This is a genomic window from Bifidobacterium sp. B4079 (assembly GCF_026537385.1).
In the GTDB taxonomy this organism is placed as follows: domain Bacteria; phylum Actinomycetota; class Actinomycetes; order Actinomycetales; family Bifidobacteriaceae; genus Bombiscardovia; species Bombiscardovia asteroides_I.
Genome location: NZ_JAFNMH010000002.1, coordinates 289,285 through 307,666, shown reverse-complemented (window position 1 = coordinate 307,666; position 18,382 = coordinate 289,285). Strand labels below are relative to the sequence as shown.

The 18,382-nt window shown below is 58.6% G+C and carries 14 protein-coding genes and 1 CRISPR repeat array; of the genes, 5 read left to right on the top strand and 9 right to left on the bottom strand.

Annotation, left to right across the window (positions count from 1 at the left end; genetic code table 11):
* Nucleotides 1-112: 112 nt before the first annotated feature.
* From J3T95_RS05985 to rpsO, 6 genes are all read right to left on the bottom strand, one after another.
* Nucleotides 113-1,093, bottom strand: a complete 981-nt coding sequence (locus tag J3T95_RS05985) for a polyphenol oxidase family protein (RefSeq protein ID WP_267450794.1) — start codon at nt 1,091-1,093, stop codon at nt 113-115.
* A complete protein-coding gene (locus tag J3T95_RS05980; protein WP_267450793.1) occupies nt 1,090-1,971 on the bottom strand; it encodes an aldo/keto reductase in 882 nt (293 codons plus the stop codon). Before J3T95_RS05980 ends, J3T95_RS05985 begins: the two co-directional genes overlap by 4 nt.
* A gap of 77 nt (nt 1,972-2,048) precedes the next feature.
* On the bottom strand, nt 2,049-4,301 hold the full coding sequence (locus J3T95_RS05975; RefSeq protein ID WP_267450792.1) for a DUF2207 domain-containing protein: 2,253 nt from the start codon (nt 4,299-4,301) through the stop codon (nt 2,049-2,051).
* A complete protein-coding gene (locus tag J3T95_RS05970) occupies nt 4,298-4,882 on the bottom strand; it encodes a LemA family protein (RefSeq protein WP_267450791.1) in 585 nt (194 codons plus the stop codon). Before J3T95_RS05970 ends, J3T95_RS05975 begins: the two co-directional genes overlap by 4 nt.
* 79 nt (nt 4,883-4,961) lie before the next feature.
* Nucleotides 4,962-7,721 carry a polyribonucleotide nucleotidyltransferase gene (locus tag J3T95_RS05965; RefSeq protein ID WP_267450790.1) on the bottom strand — a complete coding sequence of 920 codons (2,760 nt, stop codon included), beginning with the start codon at nt 7,719-7,721 and terminating at the stop codon, nt 4,962-4,964.
* Between the two features lie 250 nt (nt 7,722-7,971).
* Nucleotides 7,972-8,241, bottom strand: a complete 270-nt coding sequence (gene rpsO / locus J3T95_RS05960) for a 30S ribosomal protein S15 (RefSeq protein ID WP_220236320.1) — start codon at nt 8,239-8,241, stop codon at nt 7,972-7,974.
* Between the two features lie 402 nt (nt 8,242-8,643).
* Between rpsO and J3T95_RS05955 the strand changes: the two genes are divergently transcribed.
* The 4 genes from J3T95_RS05955 to J3T95_RS05940 all read left to right on the top strand — a co-directional run bounded on the left by J3T95_RS05955 (nt 8,644) and on the right by J3T95_RS05940 (nt 12,033).
* The gene (locus tag J3T95_RS05955) at nt 8,644-8,973 is read left to right on the top strand and encodes a DUF4176 domain-containing protein (protein ID WP_220236321.1); all 330 of its coding nucleotides are present in this window, start codon (nt 8,644-8,646) and stop codon (nt 8,971-8,973) included.
* A gap of 56 nt (nt 8,974-9,029) precedes the next feature.
* Entirely contained in the window at nt 9,030-9,329 is a 300-nt protein-coding gene (locus J3T95_RS05950; protein WP_267450789.1) for a hypothetical protein, read from the top strand.
* Nucleotides 9,330-9,390: 61 nt separating this feature from the next.
* Nucleotides 9,391-10,653, top strand: coding sequence for a hypothetical protein (locus J3T95_RS05945; protein ID WP_267450788.1), 1,263 nt, complete (start codon nt 9,391-9,393; stop codon nt 10,651-10,653).
* Between the two features lie 48 nt (nt 10,654-10,701).
* Nucleotides 10,702-12,033 carry a hypothetical protein gene (locus J3T95_RS05940; RefSeq protein WP_267450787.1) on the top strand — a complete coding sequence of 444 codons (1,332 nt, stop codon included), beginning with the start codon at nt 10,702-10,704 and terminating at the stop codon, nt 12,031-12,033.
* Nucleotides 12,034-12,214: 181 nt separating this feature from the next.
* Here the strand turns inward: J3T95_RS05940 and J3T95_RS05935 are convergent, their stop codons facing one another.
* Nucleotides 12,215-12,931 carry a hypothetical protein gene (locus J3T95_RS05935; RefSeq protein ID WP_220236325.1) on the bottom strand — a complete coding sequence of 239 codons (717 nt, stop codon included), beginning with the start codon at nt 12,929-12,931 and terminating at the stop codon, nt 12,215-12,217.
* 1,182 nt (nt 12,932-14,113) lie between these two features.
* Between J3T95_RS05935 and J3T95_RS05930 the strand changes: the two genes are divergently transcribed.
* The gene (locus J3T95_RS05930) at nt 14,114-14,320 is read left to right on the top strand and encodes a hypothetical protein (protein WP_267450786.1); all 207 of its coding nucleotides are present in this window, start codon (nt 14,114-14,116) and stop codon (nt 14,318-14,320) included.
* Nucleotides 14,321-14,747: 427 nt separating this feature from the next.
* Nucleotides 14,748-16,813: direct repeats of the CRISPR family, unit length 28 nt; unit sequence GGATCATCCCCGCGTATGCGGGGAGCAC.
* Between the two features lie 208 nt (nt 16,814-17,021).
* On the opposite strand, the gene cas2e is transcribed toward J3T95_RS05930, so the two are convergent.
* A complete protein-coding gene (gene cas2e / locus J3T95_RS05925) occupies nt 17,022-17,405 on the bottom strand; it encodes a type I-E CRISPR-associated endoribonuclease Cas2e (RefSeq protein WP_267399345.1) in 384 nt (127 codons plus the stop codon).
* Nucleotides 17,405-18,373 carry a type I-E CRISPR-associated endonuclease Cas1e gene (gene cas1e, locus J3T95_RS05920; protein WP_267450785.1) on the bottom strand — a complete coding sequence of 323 codons (969 nt, stop codon included), beginning with the start codon at nt 18,371-18,373 and terminating at the stop codon, nt 17,405-17,407. The genes cas2e and cas1e overlap by 1 nt, the downstream gene beginning before the upstream one ends.
* Between the last annotated feature and the right edge of the window lie 9 nt (nt 18,374-18,382).

Here is an 18,382-nt window from a genome sequence, read left to right as displayed (position 1 = left end):
AACGGTACTCATACGAAAACAGAGAAAGATACAGACCCGGCGCTATCTGCACCGAACATCTGCACCCGAGGCCTGCTCCAGCTGCTGGAGCAGGGTCAATCAACCTACAGCTTCAGTTATCAGCCAGAATAAGGGCCAGCATGCGCCCCTCCCCAACCTTGTTGGAGAGCGAAGCCCGGCGGTGGGAATACCAGAGCGGATTCTCCAGCGTGCACAGCGGTCGGCGCAGATCCTCAAGACGCTTCAATAGGGAAGGACCTTCACTGTCCTGACTGCACAGCTCTTCCAGGTCTGGGTCCTGACGCAGGTAGCTGGTGGCGGCACCGACCCGGGGAGCGGAGTCTGCGATATTGGTCACTCCTGCCGCCTTCAGTTCCATTCTGGCTGCAGCGGCGATATCGATGGCGGTTCCGCCGAATCGGCATGGTCCGGATGCGCCGGGGAAACGCTTCTCGAAGTCATCGGCCAGGTCCGAACCCACCTGATAGCAGTCTGCGCAGATACGAGGTCCCAGGGTTGCCACGATCCTGGACGGGTTGGCGCCCTTGTCGACCATGGCCTGAACTGTGGCCGAAATGACTCCGGCAACCAGACCACGGCGGCCGCAGTGGGCCGCCCCCATCACGCCGGCCTGAGGGTCGGCCAGAAGCACGGGAAGGCAATCCGCGGCGAAAATGCCTAGGGCCAAGTCACGACGGGTGGTCACCTGAGCATCAGCCTCGCAACGTCCCTGGGGCTGGCCCTGGTCGGCATCCCAGACCTGGGCTGAGTGAACCTGGTCGACTAGGATCACAGGACGGTTCAGCTGGCGACCCAGAGCCTGACGGTTGGCAGCAACTGCCTGCGGGTCATCGCCTCCCTTGCCGCCTAGATTCAGCTGGGCATAATCGCCTGAGGAGACCCCGCCCAGCCTGGTGGTGTAGGCCACCCTGACCCCTGGCACCAAGGCTATGGGAATAGTGACTGGTATCGGCCGACCTTGATTGTCCACTGACGACAGGGGGCTGCTGTCTAGCAGGGTCCGTTCCCGATCCCAAGCTTCTCTTTGAACGCTCTGGGCATCCTGCTCGTTTGGTTGAGGCTTGAGACTCATGCAGTCGCCGCCCGGTTCAGGCGGTCCATCTCCTCTTCGCTCAGCTCCATGTCGGCCGCCTGCAAGGAGTCCAGAATGGTGGCCGCCCTGTGAGCCCCGGGAACCACGAAGACATTGCGGTTCTGGGACAGCTCCCAGGCCAGGACCACGCGCTGGTGGGAAACACCGCGCTCCTGAGCCACCTGCCGGAAGGGGTCATAACGGGTTTCGTCCTTGGGCTGACGGAAACCTCCCAAGGGGCTCCAGCAGACGAAGGCCAGACCCAGTTCGGCCGCATGATCCAACTCCTGGCGGGAACTGGTGAAAGTGGGCGAGAACTGGTTCTGCACGGCCACGAGGTTATCACCCAGAATCTCACGAGCCAGGTCCATCCGCTCAATATCTACATTGGAGACGCCTAAGGTCCGGGCCACGCCCTGCTTGGCCAACTCGGCCATGGCCTCCAGGGACTCCTGGTAGGGCACCTGCGGATCAGGCCGGTGCATGTAGAGCAGATCGATGGTGTCCACGCCCAAGGCCTGAGCGGACTCCTTGGCATGCCGGATCAGGCTCTCCGGCCGACCGTCCACAGCCCAGGTGGGCCGCCCGTCGGTGAAGTTGCGATAGTGCCCAACCTTTGTGGCCACCAGCACATCCTGACGGGGTCCCTGCCAGGAGTCCAAAGCCTGGCGGACCAGTCGCTCGTTGGTCTGTTCGGGACCGCCCGATTCGTAGTAGGACCAGGCGGTATCCAGATGTCGACAACCGGCATCCAAGGCCTGGTGGATGACGTCGAGGGCCCTTGCCTGGTCCGGCTTGCCCTCAATGGACAATCCCATACAGCCCAGTCCGACCGCTGTCGTAGTAAAGGGCCCCAAGGCCCGCATCGACGATGTCATGCATGTACTCCCGTCTTGTAGATTCAGCCCGGCTTCTACCGGGCGGCTTCCCATCGAGCTTAGCTGGCGGCCCGGTCTCAGCGGCCGCCGAAGGAACCACCACCGGAACCACCACCGGAACCGCCAAAGGAACCGCCACCGCTGCCAAACCCACCAACGCTACTGCCAGGACCATTACCGCTGACCTGGCCGATCATGCTGCCGATCTGTTCGAGTCCCTGGGTCAACTGAGTACCCAGATCAATCACCCCGCCTTGGTCAAACATTGCATTGGCGGCGAACTGTCCCGTGCCGTCCGGGGAGGAAGCCGCCGGAACATTCTGGCTGTAAGGCAGGAAGGTCCAGTAGAGCAGGCTGCCGCGCGCATTGTCATTCAACCAGCCGGAGTCGGTCAGTTCAGGGCTGTCCTGTGCCAGCTGAGCGACGACCCGGTCACTTATGCCGAAGGCCGTGGCGTAAACCAGGTAGCGGTCCCAGAGCACCAGATCCTCCACGCCCCGGTGGCTAAAATCGCTGAAGTCCAGCAGATAGCGCCGAAGCCCTGACACCTGGCCGGCCATGATTTGTCCATTGCTGCTGAGCACTTGCGAACTACCATAGCGCATGGAGAATGCTGCCACAGCCACCAGAAGAACGGCCAAGGGCGCACGTACCAGCACGGTGCCCGGCAGGAATCCAGCCAGTAGGATGAAAGCGGCCAAGAGCAGGGCCAAGAAGGCCAATACCCCTAGACCATGGCGATAGGCGCGGAGGTCGGCATTGTTGGTCTCATACTTGACGGCCTTGTCGAAAGCCTCCAGATAGACCTTGCCATGATTGGCTTCGGTGCTGGAAAAGAGAGCAATCATCTCATTCAGGTCGAAACGTTTATCCTCAGAGCCCATCATAGCGGGGGCACCTTCCAGCATGGCCAGGCAGGCTTCCTCGCTGAAGGACAGGGCCAGGGAGGCTCGATCCTGACTGCAGACCGGATTGATGACCACCTCCATGGACTGCTGTCTGCCTCTATGGAGCAACGAGCGCATCACCTTGGTCGCTGATCCTCCGCCGGAATTCGCCCGTCCCTCATACTTGACCGGAATCAGAGCGATGGCCCGCTTGGAGGCCAAGGAGAGAATGGTGGCTGACAATTGTCTGCCAATGGAGGATTCCCGGGTCAGCATCAGATCGTTGATAACGGCGGCCACGGCAGGTGACAGATCAGGAGGCTCACGGTAGTAGATAATATCGCCCCGGTACTGGGAGTCCCCATAGGTGCGGAAGGCCTGCCAAAGCATCACTGCAATCAGCGCGATAGCAGCAAAGACGGCCAGTACGCCAGCTAAAAGTCCGATCCGCGCCCATCTGGTCTGCTCGGCGTGCCAGTGCTCATACTGCTGGCGTTCCTGCTCGACGATACGGACACGCGCCGGTCGGGAATCGGTCCTGACCACCGAGGAAACCCTCCCCGCATCGAAGAGAACCACCAAATCCAGATGCTGACCCGGCTCAATACGGTCAGCAGAGAATCGGATACGGCTGTCATCCCCCACCTGGTAGGAACCTCTGCCAGCGAAGTGCAGCCAGGCCTTGGCATCCTTGTCTTTCTCTGTCCCTACCCACTTGGGAAGCTTAACTTCAGCGCTCATATGCTCAACGGGAATCTGGTTGGTGTCGCCCACGGGCTCCCATTGGAATTCGGCCACATCGGGATGGGCAGTGGTCACCCCGTGGAAGGTCATGTCAATGCGGAAGCGCCGTCCTGAATCCTTGGCAGTCTGCGGAATGTTCCAGCCCAGTTCCACCTGGCACTGGTTCCCTTGATCGCCGCAGGCGAACCCCTGGTTCGAGCCGCCCGGCTTGTAGAATTGCAGTCCTGAGTCCGAGACCGTGCCCATATACCAGGTGCCAGCCATGGTCTTGTCCCAGTCGGGAATCTGATCGAGGTTATCAGGATCCTTCGGCGGGTCGGCTTGCCTATATCTGGAGCCATTAGTCAGGTCAGTCACGCTTATGTCGCTTATGCCGGTCAGCCGGTCAGGCTTGATCTGATAGCGCTGGTAGAGCTCCCGCCAAGGGCGTTTGTTGCCGTTGTCGTCCTCGCGGGAATTCATAGTGATGGTCAGGTTCTGACTGATATGCAAATCGCCATTATCCAGGACCTGGACATCGTAATCGACTGAATCGTATACCAGGTCAGGCCGATTCCTATTGAAGACAAGCAGTGCAGTGACTAAGCACGTCACCAAGGCTGCCACCAGGGCCAGCGCCAGTGCTCGGAAAAAGCGGGAGGTGCTCCAGGAGGAATGGCCTGAGACCGACTTTCCGGAGGATGCCGCTGGGGCGTTCACTGTCCGAAGTCCACTACGGGCGCCTGTCGGCTGCCCTCGTCAGCCTGGAAATACTGGGCCTGACGGAAGTGGAAGAGGGATGCGATGATGTTGGAGGGAACCGTCTCGATGCGGGTGTTGAACTTCTGGACCACGTCGTTGTAGAACTGCCTGGCATAGGCAATCTTGTCCTCCAGGTCCTTGAGCTGACGCTGCAAGTCCAAGAAGTTCTGGTTGGCCTTGAGCTCGGGGTAGGCCTCCGCCCGAGCCATCAGGGTGACCAGGGATTGGCCCAGCCGCTGCTCGGCATCGGCACGGGCCTGCATCTGATCCCCTCCAGCCGTCTGGACCTGGGCCACATCGGCGCGGGCTTTGGTGACCTCCTCCAGGACGGTGGACTCGTGTGAGGCGTAGCCCTTAACCGTCTGGACCAGGTTGGGCACCAGGTCGGCACGCTGCTTGAGCTGAACGTCGATCTGCGCCCAGCCATTGGCCACTCGGTTACGCAGACCGACCAGGCCGTTATAAGCCCTGATGCCCCAGATGACCAGCAACACGACCAGCAGGACAATGACGATAAGCACGATCAGTGATACGGACATGTTTCCCATTCTCTCACGGGAGGGTCTGCAGACAAAACAGGACCCCGTCCAACAGACGGGGTCCTGTCATCAGCGGGAATCAGTCCTCACTGTCGAAGGGATCGAAGTCCCTGCGCACCCGACGACGGGGACGCTCGGAACGCTCCTCCCGGTCAGCACGGTACTCGTCGTAGTGCTCGTCGGCCGCATAGCGCGGGTTCTCCCTGCGGCCACGATAGCCGCCACGTCCGGAGGAGCGACGCTCATGACGACCGCCACGATCACTGCGGCCATCACGCTCGGAACGGCTGCTGCGGCCGCGACGCTCGCCACGGCCCCGGCCGCCACGATCCTCGTCATCATCGCGGGAGACTCGACGGCGAGCACGACGGGAGCCACGGTCTTCATCCTCGAACCAGTCACCGTCATCCTCATAGTCGCGGTCGCGGCTCTGACGATGGTGCCGGGGACGGTCCTCCTGGTCCTCGTCATCGTAGTAGCGATCATCACGCTCGGAACGGGAGCGACGCGGGGCCTCATACCGATCCTCGCGCTCGGAGGAACGGCTGCGGCGATCACGACGATCGCGGTCACCACGGCCGCCGCGCTCGTGACGGTCTCCACGGCCGCCACGGTCACGGCCTCCTGCAGACTCCTGGTCCTCGAAGCCTGGGATTGCCAAGGAGATTTTGCCTCGGTCATCCACACCCTGGACGATGACCTCGACGGTGTCGCCCTCCTTGAGAACATCCTCCACGGAGTCAATGCGCTCGCCGTTGGCCAGGTTGCGAATCTGCGAGATGTGCAGAAGTCCGTCGGTGCCCGGTGTCAGGTTGACGAAGGCGCCAAAGCTGGTGATCTTGACCACCTTGCCGTTGAAGGTCTCCCCCGCCTCGGGCACGTGCGGGTTGGCGATCTGGTCGATGACCTCCTTGGCCTTGGCCGCTGCCTCGCCGCCCTCGGAGGCGATGTAGACCGTGCCGTCGTCCTCGATGGAGACGTCGGCGCCGGTGTCCTCCTGGATCTGGTTGATCATCTTGCCCTTGGGACCGATGACCTCGCCGATCTTGTCAACCGGGACCTGGGTGGTGATGATGCGCGGCGCATAGGGGCTCATCTCGGCAGGCCCGTCGATGCACTCGTTGATCACGTCGAGGATGGTGGCCCGGGCCTCCTTGGCCTGCTGCAGGGCGGCAGCCAGGATGTCGGCGGGGATGCCGTCCAGCTTGGTGTCCAGCTGCAGGGAAGTGATGAACTCGGAGGTGCCAGCCACTTTGAAGTCCATGTCGCCGAAGGCATCCTCGGCGCCCAGAATGTCGGTCAGGGTCTTGTAGGTGGGCCGACCGTCGACCTCGCCTGTGACCAGGCCCATGGCGATGCCCGCCACAGGAGCCCTCAGGGGCACGCCGGCAGCCAGCAGGGACAGGGTGGAGGCGCAGACGGAGCCCATGGAGGTGGACCCGTTGGAGCCGATGGCCTCAGAGACCTGACGGATGGCGTATGGGAACTCTTCGCGGCTGGGCAGAACCGGGATCAGGGCGCGCTCGGCCAGGTTGCCATGACCCACCTCGCGACGCTTGGGCGAACCCACACGGCCGGTCTCGCCGGTCGAATAGGGTGGCATCTCGTAGTTGTGCATGTAGCGCTTGGTGGTGGGGCCAGACAGGGCGTCGATGGTCTGCTCCATCTTCAGCATATTCAGGGTCGTGATGCCCAGCACCTGGGTCTCACCACGCTGGAAGAGGGCGGAACCGTGCACTCGGGGCACCACGTCCACCTCAGCGGACAGGGTGCGGATGTCGCGCAGGCCACGGCCATCGATGCGGTAGTCCTGGGTCAGGATGCGGCGGCGGACGATCTGGCGCTGGAGCTCCTTGAAGGCATTGCCCAGCTCCTTGTCCTTCTCGGCCTCGTCCATGTCGGTGAACTCGTCAGCCAGAGCCTCGCGGACCTTCTCCTTGATCTCGTGAATGCGATCCTGGCGGGGCAACTTCTCCGCGATGGACAGGGCCTGGTCCAGGTCGGCATGAGCCACCTGGTCGATGCGAGCATAAAGCTCGTCGGTGTACTCAGGGAAGAGCTGGAAGTCCTTGGTGGGCTTGGCGGCCTTGGCCTTGAGCTCGCTCTGGGCCTCGCACAGCACCTTGATGAAGGGCTTGGCAGCCTCAAGGCCCTGGGCGACCACCTCTTCGTCGGGCTTGATCTGGCCCTCGTCATAGATCAGGCTCCAGGCGTTCTTGCCGGCGCCTGCCTCGATCATGGCGATGGCGACATCCCCGCCATCGACCACACGACCGGCTACGACCAGCTCGAAGACGGCACGCTCGCGCTCGCTCCAGCGCGGGAAGGCCACCCACTGACCATCGATCAGGGCAAGGCGCAGACCCGAAACCGGACCCTCGAAGGGCAGACCTGAAATCAGGGTAGAGGCGGATGCCGCGTTCAGAGCTAGCACGTCGTAGGCATCCTCGGGGTTGACAGCCAGGATGGTCTCCACGACCTGAACCTCGTTGCGCAGAGTGTGCGGGAAGAGGGGGCGCAGGGGGCGGTCAATCAGCCGGCAGGCCAGAATGGCCTCGTTTGAGGGTCGGCCCTCGCGGCGGAAGAAGGACCCGGGGATCTTGCCCGCGGCGTACATCTTCTCTTCCACATCGACGGTCAGCGGGAAGAAGTCGTAGTTCTCCTTGGGGCTGGACCCGGCGGTGGTGGTGGACAGCACCATGGAATCGTCATCAAGATAGGCGGCTACTGCCCCATCCGCCTGCTGGGCGAGACGACCCGTCTCGAAGCGCACCGTGCGCTTGCCATATGATCCGTTATCGATCGTGGCTTCTACAGCCGTGATTTCGGGACCCTCCATAGGGTTCCTCCTTTTGTTTACTGCTTGTTTACTACCTGATGTCAGGATGCTCGGCATCACTTAACTGCCGGAGATCCGTGTACTTCGGCCTGGCCCTGCCGAACCCCGTGTCCGGCTATCTTCATGCCTTGCGAACCAGCCTTGCATTTCAATTCGGCACCATCTTCTGTAACCCCATCCCGGGGTCGACGGCGCCTGGTTCAGTCATGCAAAAGCGCCCGAGCGCTAGGCCCGGGCGAAAGCATGCATATTAGTGGCGCAGTCCAAGACGCTCCACCAAGGAACGGTAGCGGTTGATATCCACCTTCTTAAGGTAGTCCAGCAACCGGCGACGATGGCCGACCATGAGCAGGAGGCCGCGGCGCGAATGATGGTCGTGCTGGTGCTCCTTGAGGTGCTCAGTCAGGTCGGAGATGCGCTTGCTCAGCAAGGCCACCTGGACCTCGGGGGAACCCGTATCGCCCTCGTGCGTCGCATATTCCTTGACGATTGCCTGCTTCTGCTCAGTCGTAAGAGCCACGGCTCCTCCTCTGTTTCTTTCCGTTACGCGGTGCACCGGCCCAATGCCGAAGCGCTCTGGTTCCGCGGGCGAAACACGCCAAAGAACTATTATACACATTTTGCGGACCAAGCAAACAGTGACGGAATCAGCAAAATGGAGGAAGTCAGTACTACGTGAATACACATGTGCCACTCCGCCAATTTCCCTGCTCGACCATGACGAATCAACACAATCGATTCCTTTCCCCAACTATGGCACCGCTGCCTTGAACGTGGTTATTGCTTGCACCGTAGCGAAGATGTTGTATTGTGTTACATGAGTCGACCGTGATGTACTGCGTAGTACCGCCATAGGTTGTTAGAGAAGTTGAAGGAATGTACCTTCATCCATCCATCAAAATCCATCAAAGAAGAGCACCCAATGAAACAATCCGATCAGAACTCCATCAAATCAGAAGATACCATTCTTCCTTTGGGATCCGTGGTTAGGACCAAAAGAGACCCGGGTACCCTGCTGGTTATCATCGCCCGCGCTCCGTTAACAGTCATGAATGGAACAACGGGTTACTTTGATTATGGTGCCGTACAATTTCCGTATGGCATGACCGATCCGGCCAAGACGATTTTCTTCAACCGTCCAGACGTGACGGAAATAGTGTTCATGGGATACATCAACGCCGAGGAACAATCCTATGAACGAACATTTGATGAAGTCACCAAATCAACCGACTACCCCCACCTTCATCTCTGATTTAGTTACCGGCCGCATAGGACATACTTGATAAAAGGGAGAGACGGGAGAAGACCATGGCGGACTTTTCCGTGGATTACGGTCAGCTTGCCGACATGAGCAGAACCTTGAATCAAGCCGACAAAAATTGGGAGTACGAAGTAAACACCATTAACGTCGACAGCGTTCAGGGTGAAGACGGATTAGGGGACGACTCAGTAGCCGACAGCACGAATCGGGTCAATGACAACCTAAAACAGCGTATGTTGAACCTTCAGCAATCTGTTCACGTTCTTAATCAGTTCATTGAATCGGTAACCATGCAGACAAGCAATGTCGATGACAAGCTGAGCGTTGAAGTCAAAAAGCGCAAATAAAAAAATCACAACTTTTGATATTTGCATTGAACGGGATGACACTACTTAAGGATACGACATCATGGGCGCTTCAGATTTGGATTGGTCGGCTCTAGACGTATCAAAAAACCCTGTACCAGGAGGAAAGAGCACAATCGACGCACTGGCCTCGCAGTTTTCCGAGAACGGTAAACGTTGCCAGGAAGTGAGTAACTCCATAACCAGCGCTTGCGGAAAGGCACCTGATTTCAAAGGCGATTCAGCAAAACAGCTCCAACAGTCCCTTTCTCAAGTGGCACAGTTTGCCGGACGCCTTTCAGAGGTCTACGAGAACATCGACCAAGCATTAAGAAGCTGGGGGTCTGCAGTCGACACGAGCCAAGATACCGCATACAGAGATTGCCGAAAGGCAATGAACCTTCGCGACTCAACCGCGAAGAATCGGAAGAAAATCGACCAGGCGAAGCAGTCACTGAAAAGAACCAGCGATAATCTGGAGAGGGTCAGGCAAACCAACGGGGACAGCATGTCGCGGGATACCAATCGTCTGCTTGGTATCATTGATTCGACAAACGAGAACATAACTCGTCACCAAGGGCAAATTGCCGACGACAATGCCGAAATCAATCGGTTGAAGCTTGAAGTCAGCCAGGCCAGGGAACAATACAAGGACGCTGCCAGGAAAACCACAAACGACCTTGACAGATGCGTTGATGAAGTAACCGCTAAGGCCATGCAACTGAGCACATTGAACCGCTCTTTCACGGTCGGCAGTGTCCTCTCAGGCGGTTTTGAAGCACTGAGCGGAATAGCTGAACTTATGAAAGCTGATCCAGCCCTGATTGAGGGGCTAAAGACCGCAGGACTCATTGGAGAAGGATTATCAGGGAATTGGTATGCTCCTATCGTCGGTGGACTCGTTGAGGGCGGTGATCTTATTGCACCAGCATCTAAAACAACCGGAAATATATTTAAAGCTGCAGGCAAAGCTGCAAACAAAGCTGGAAAGATAAGCGGTTTTGGCAGCTTGGTCGGCGGAGTGGCTGACGCTTCCGGTACTTACTTTGAGCGGAAAGAAGTCTATGGAGAGCAGGCCGCAACTCAAGATGCTCTTGTTCATGGAGCTATCACCACAGCGGGAGGAATTAGCGGGGCCGCAACCGGCGCTTATATAGGCGCTCTTATCGGTTCCGCCGTCCCCGGAGCCGGCACAATAGCAGGTGCGATAGTTGGCTTAATACTTGGCGTTGCAATACCGGCATTTGGAAACGGCATTTACGACAATTCTGTCAAACGCGGCCAGGGAGATGGATTGGGGGACCATATTCGGGATAACGTTTGGTGAATGCCGGAGAAAGCAATTCTTGGAATTAAGGCTTACAAAAGGATTTTCATGTTGTATTTGATGGTCGGTTTACTGCTCTTCGGTGCGGTGCTGGTCTGGTTGTTTGCCGTGGTGTCGTTCAATGCGTGGAGGTCGAGGCGGCTGATGGACCGTGTTCTGGCGCCCTACCTCCTGGCGCGGGGCCTGTGCCTGCAGACCTACCAGGGGCACGTGTGGCGGCGGCGCGGCAGGATCGGCCGGCCCCGACCCGGGCAGGTCCTGCCCCTGGGATCGCTGGTCGTCCTGGCCGACGGGCCCGCAACTGTATCCGGGGCCTGCAGGGGCGCCGGATGGTTCGACGGGCTGGGAGAGGACGGGCTGGTGGTCCGCCTGGTCGGCCAATACGTGCAGCCACCCGAACAGGCCACCGGCCCATGGTACGCGGGCAGGATCTGCTCCGTGGGCGGCGCCGCCTGCGGCCCCGGCGTGGTCCCCGGCGGCGACGTCCCCCTGCCCGAGGTCGGCGTCGGCCACACTCCCGACCCTGACTTGGTCACCTTCACCCAGGACCAGGTCAGCCTCCTGGTCTGGAAGGGGCCCGGCAACCCCGTCACCAGGCTCCTGCGCGCCCGCCGGGTCCGCGCCCTCGCCCACGACCACCAGCGGGAGGACCCCGTCCGCCGCAAGACACGGCCGACACCGCACTGGCAGGCCCGCCGCCCCGCATGGTGGCGCTACGAAGCCATCGGCTACCTGCCCGACCGGTTCACCCGCGTCTACTGGGACCGCGTCCGCAACCAGCCCCTCAAAGCCCCCATGCGCTACCGGACCCCGGAAGCCAGGGAATACAACAGACAACACTACGCCGCCCCCATATGCACCACCGCGCTGATCGTCACCATCCTCCTGGTCGCCTTCAGAATAGCCCGCGCATGGCACCGCTCCAGACCGCACCGTCCCCTTAAGGGCGGTGAGGTCCTCCTGGGCATGCCCCCGCTGACCTCTGAGATCGTCTGCTGCGTCCTGGGCCTCGCCCTCGGCATCGGCACATGGGCCTGGGCCACCCACCGGCAATTCTCCCCACGCCTCATGACCCCGGCCAGCAGCCGCGAACTCCAAACCGCCCTCGACAACTTCAACATCGGCATGCGGTACATCACCGGGACCACCATTCCCTACACCATCCACGTCCTCGCCTACACCGCACTCGTCCTGACGATGGCCTACCCCTTCATGGACGACTTCTTCATCCACGGTTTCGACAACTTCCCCGACTGGTTTAAGGCCTATTTGTTCTGGCCCACCTTCATTCTCGCGGGGATCGGCTTGATCATATCCACCATAGACGTCTTCTACGCTGGTTGGATAGCCAACCGTCTGGATCGGGAATTAGCAGAATAGAATCACATACAATAGCCCATCCTCAACGGTCAAATGCTCTGCAGCAATCAATGGGACAAAGCATCTTGGTCTTACAACCACGTCTATTGCCGTGCGCAGACGAAAACCAACCCGAAAACTCCAACTCGTCTGTTACAGCATATCGGGCGACCTATTTCTTACGAATTAGCTACCCTACGAATCAAACCGCGGTGATGAGGCCACCGAAGAGGACAATGGCTATGGCAATCAGCTCAATGATGAAGAACATGGACAGGGCCGACCAGCTGTGGGTCAATGCGTTCCAGGGGGAATCCTTCTTGACACAGACCAGGATGGCCACAAAGAGGATGGCGAAGACCGCCACTCCCAGTCCGGCCGCGATGATGCCCAGGTTGGCCGCATTGGCCAGGATGGCCTGATGCTGGTAGACCACGAAGGTGCTGTACCAGAAATTCATCTTGAGCAGGCAGAGGCCGGCGATCAGCTGCTCTGCGGCTAGTCCCAGCACGAAGACCACCCGCCAGAACCAGGAGGACGACTCAATGATGGACATGGCGATACCCATAAAGGTCAGCACGGTCACCGTCCAGGCAATCAGAGCTATGCCTCGCGGATCCAGGACCGAGGCATAGTGGAGTACGCCCTGGGTATGGTTGATGGCCAGCGAGCGACCGTATCCGTAAGGAATGACAATGGCCACGAGGACTGCCAGCGCGAAGACGACCCAGCGGACCGGACGGGCACGGCGCTGCTCGATCTCAGCCAGTGAGTATTCCGAATCTGGAATAGTGGCCTCAGGATGGGCTGAAACCCTGTTCACAGCAGTCGCTTCATCCGTGTGCGTCGGCACGGCTACGGAACCAGCTGCATCGCCTCTGGCGGATTCCGTACCATTCGTATCGTCGAATTGTTCCATCGGCGACCACACCTCCAAGTCCGCCACTCATGAACACATCGCCTACAGCTTATACCGGGCAGCGCACTCGTGCCCAGAAACGCAAAAGTCATCGCATAGACCTGATGCAGCTGACCATCCACTTCAGTTGCCATATCCCCCTGCCGCTCGTTTTCATCACTAGACGACTAAGACACACATGCACATGCATCGAAAAGTCAAATCCTGTTCAGAAAGCCCCAAAACTAAGAACAGACAAACCATCGACCACTGAGGTTTGGGAACGGATCCACGAATTATCAATTTGCCATGGATGTCCGTTCTCATACCTTCTTTATTCTTGTTTACAATCGCATCATCCTGTTCTTGCTCCCTGCTGTTAATCTGCCTGCCTCCGCAAAATTTTGCCAGCAAACACAGCAGTCGCATCTTCCTTCAAGGCGAGTGCTCTGTCTATATCGCGCGCTTCACCTGGATCCCAGCTTGAATGATCTGTTAGCAGAACACATCGATATCCAAAGATCCTGCCTCCTCGATCAGGAGCATCAGTTTTTCTGTGGTCGGATCCCCGTCGATGGTATTCATATAATCATCAAAAAATATGAGCGCTCGGGAGGCTCTCCCCCTTTGCGCATTGTGCATACCTGCAGCACGTAAGGTTCTAGCCCAGCTAATCATTTATCCAGTGTTTTTAGCCCTATTATGATTACAAAGCATGAATCTCTTCGATTATTCGAATTTCTGATATTGACCTTTACAGGCGATACAACACAAACCGGAAAGGCTGGATATTAATTCCGGTCTACTGAATATGCCGTGCTGCTGCAAGGATGTCAACCTGTCGGAAGAAAGAGGTTGCAGTCAACTGTGTATTTCCGCCAGCAAGGAAAGCTCAATGGATACGAAGGCTCTCAAACATTTGAGGGCGCTACTCGATAGCCCGATGCCAAGAACGAGTCATCCGAGCTTACTACTCCCCACCTTAAAGAACCCAGCTAGAAGTTCACGCCTTCACAAATTTGAGCTATGGCCACGAACAGCATATAAAGGACAAGACCGAAGGATCTTGGTCTGCGTTCCGAACCACAGCGAAACGCAGACAACGAGTCACCACGTTCGGATGCGGGAAGCATGGCCTAGCAGGCAGGGACACTGAAAGGAGGACATGGATGACTGACATCAGCTTTGATGCCATGATGGCAGTTGCCCGACAAAGCCTGGACATACATCGAGGACGACGCGGAGGATGCTCTCACAGCAGGTGAGTCGCCGGCAGCCATCGAGAGCGTGCTCGACGCCGTATGCGGTCACCCCAAGCTGATGCGGCTTTCCCCAGCCCAAGTAAGGAAGATGGCCAACGACCACGAGTTTATTGATCTTGAACCCTTCAGGGAGTATCTGAACACATGAGCACCAACCAACCTACCTGTACCTAATAAACATCGGGAAGTTCCCATTGGTCTTTTCACATTCACAGCGCTGGCATAAAGAAACAACCACGGCAACCGCAAAGCCGATCGCACACAAGCAGCATCCAGCAGAACGCGTGCAGAATGCCAATAAGAAGGAACAATGGAAGCACGGTGAAAATCAAGAATTATTTATCATCACAAATGCGAGAAGCACTTATATCTCCCGTGAGTGCTGGGGCTTAGAATTATCTCTGCCAATGCATGGAGCATGGAAAGCTGGCGCGGTCCAGACCCTAGTACACTGGATCATCCCCGCGGATGCGAGGAGCACTGCAGTGCGGTGCACTGTCTGGTAGCAGCGCTGAGATCATCGCTGCGGATGTGAAAAGCACGATATGCAGTAGACACACGTAAGCCTGACTCTGGGATCATCCCCGCGTATGCGGAGAGCACTGTCCCCCGTTATAAGCTCCATAGGCACGAAACGGATCATCCCCGCGTATGCGGGGAGCACCCGATCCGGTTTCCGACCCGCTGGATGAGATGGGGATCATCCCCGCGTATGCGGGGAGCACCTCACGATCAATGAGAAACAGCTGGCATATGCAGGATCATCCCCGCGTATGCGGGGAGCACGATCTGGCTGACTGGTATTTGGGTCTCGTTCCAGGATCATCCCCGCGTATGCGGGGAGCACTACAAGGTGTGGAAGCTGGGCATCATCGACGACGGATCATCCCCGCGTATGCGGGGAGCACTGAAGCTGATCATGCCGGTGATTACTGAAGCTGATCATGCCGGTGATTGTTGTTGCCAGGATCATCCCCGCGTATGCGGGGAGCACGCCGGAAGAGCCGGAAACCGGGTTTTGAGGCAGGGATCATCCCCGCGTATGCGGGGAGCACGCCTCATCTTTTGCCCGTATGAACTCCCACTCCGGATCATCCCCGCGTATGCGGGGAGCACTAGCCGCGAGGCATGGCGTGCCCATGTCGTCCGGGATCATCCCCGCGTATGCGGGGAGCACCCTTCAGGAAGCTGAATGGTGAGGTTGTGACGGGGATCATCCCCGCGTATGCGGGGAGCACGCCGGGCCGATGCCGAATTCCTTTTCATACCAGGGATCATCCCCGCGTATGCGGGGAGCACAAGAGCAGGGGCGAGGCATGGCGGGTCGACCGGGGATCATCCCCGCGTATGCGGGGAGCACATAGCACCACCCGCCATAATAAGCCTGCCTAAGGGATCATCCCCGCGTATGCGGGGAGCACTACACACTCAGACCATATCCACAGGATACGAGAGGGTCATCCCCGCGTATGCGGGGAGCACTCGCCCGCCGTGGGGATGGTGACGCTGCCGATGGGATCATCCCCGTGTATGCGGGGAGCACCATACTTGTCGACTTTTATCCCTTGGGCAGGGCGGATCATCCCCGCGTATGCGGGGAGCACGCCTACAACGAGATCAGCGGCACAACGGCGAAGGGATCATCCCCGCGTATGCGGGGAGCACAGGCCTAGAACTGCGCCAGTGTCGTCCGAGCCAGGATCATCCCCGCGTATGCGGGGAGCACTCCTGCGATCCATGGGCAAGGAGCTTCTTCTGGGGATCATCCCCGCGTATGCGGGGAGCACCGGGGTGTCCATCAACGGCGTGAGTTTGAGCAAGGATCATCCCCGCGTATGCGGGGAGCACAAGCTGTCGGTGTATGTAGTGCTGGTCATGATCGGATCATCCCCGCGTATGCGGGGAGCACCTGCACATACGAATCGATCGAGCCTTTGTCGCCGGATCATCCCCGCGTATGCGGGGAGCACCCCGCACCAGTCACAGTAAGCTGAACAGACTGGGGATCATCCCCGCGTATGCGGGGAGCACACAGCCATGTTCAGATCCTCACCGCCAGCATAAGGATCATCCCCGCGTATGCGGGGAGCACAGGCGTTCATCGACGGCGTAGGCGGAAAAGGAAGGATCATCCCCGCGTATGCGGGGAGCACGCGCAGCTGCGACACGCCCGAAAATAGCATGAGGGATCATCCCCGCGTATGCGGGGAGCACAATCGACATGCAACCGTCGGATCTTGCGGATAGGGATCATCCCCGCGTATGCGGGGAGCACCACTTGGTGTGCCCAAGAGGAGACTGGGCGAACGGATCATCCCCGTGTATGCGGGGAGCACTAGTCGCCGCGGATGACCGCAGTGGCGATGCTGGGATCATCCCCGCGTATGCGGGGAGCACGGACTGACCGCCGTCAACTGCCTTTGCCGCCTAGGATCATCCCCGCGTATGCGGGGAGCACGGATGAAGGAATGGCAAGGAAGGGTGCGACCTAGGATCATCCCCGCGTATGCGGGGAGCACAATTACAGAGACGAAGCGACAGCCTGCGGAACAGGATCATCCCCGCGTATGCGGGGAGCACCATGTCGGCTCCGTTGGATGCGGCTGGGGGGCCGGATCATCCCCGCGTATGCGGGGAGCACACACTTAAAGATCCTTGCAATCCCAACAATATGATAGACAAGATCTCTGATTTTTAATCAGTTTACATTTCGACCCCCCTCTTTTTCCCGTCTCAGCCATTGCAATTTAGACCATCCGCACTCAGCTCCTTAGCCATGCACCTACACAGTAGCCAGTGCTTGGCCCTCATCGGCAAAGCTCATTTGAAAAGTACAGGCCCGGTTGCATTCAGCCAGAACGAGAACGTCTGAACTTTGCCGCACGTCTGTACTTGCTGGCATTGCTCCAACCAGTCCGACGGTATCGGTTTCCCCCACCTGCAAATCTGCCGTCGCCGCCATCAGCAGGCTTCTCCATAAGAGCCAATCCTTCACAGTCAACTGGGTCCCAATCCGAGCGATGCACCTTGAAGCCCAGATGCTGCTCATTACGGGCGGAATAGACCATAATTGCTTTGCCAGTTCGGATCTGCCCCGTGATGCGTTCCCAAAGTCGATCCCGAACTCTAGCGGTGACGTGGCCCACGAAAACCCCGGATGCTATTTCTAGGAGCCATCGAGTCAAATCCCCGCGCAGACCCACTGGGCATGCTGTCAAAACGACGACTACCATCAGCTCATCCCCTTCTCTTCATCTGCATAGGATCTCCCAGCTGGGACTCCGCCGACCCTCTCATCCCAGAGCTCCAAGGTCCCGTCATCTTCATCAGAAGACAAAGAGACAGGCGCTCCAAGCAGTCTTGGAATATCACAAGCCATCCGTCGCATGAGCGAAAGGTCATAGACAGCATCACGCATGGCATGCCGCGTCGCTGACCCGATGTCGTCGGGTTGCTTTGCAGCGGTTTTAAAGGCTACGGGAATCGATATCTCAGCCTTGTACAGATCAGCCACGTCATAGACAAAGGAGCGCTCATGGCCTACATGAACGAATCCCAGGCCTGGCGAACACCCAAGGGCCACAATCACTGAATGAGCGATTCCGTACAAGCAGGTATGAGCAGCCGACAAGGCCTTGTTGATCTCGTTGCCGGCATCGAAATCCTCATGATCATAGGTTCGCTTGTCCCACGGGACACCAGTCAGCTCCGACCAGTGACGGTAGACCTGTCGAACTCGGGCACCTTCACGTCCACGCAGCTGCTGCATGGTACAAGAACTGACATCTTCGTTGAGGAAGCGCATCTGGTACATAGCCCTCGCCACAGCCAAACGCTTGCGGGTGTTGGAGACCAGAGCCGCCTGCCTTTGCAGAAGAGCCGCCGAATGCGTCAGAGGACGGCCGAACGCGTACATCCTCACACCGCGCTCCCCCACCCATACCACACTGGCACCGTTGTCACCAATAACCACCATGGCCTGATGACTGACGGTGGTGCCGGGACCCAGCATGAGCACACCTAGATTGGCAGCAGGCAGCCGTATAGTCCCGGTATCTCTGGTGACCGCGATGGCATTGTCATCGCGGCTGATAACGCAGTGCTCGAAATAGGCAAAGGAGAGTCTATCCTCGGCCCGCACCAATTCACCCAATTCAGGAGGGGGACTGCCGGGAACCTCGGTTCTCACGGCAGACCCCATGGACTGATC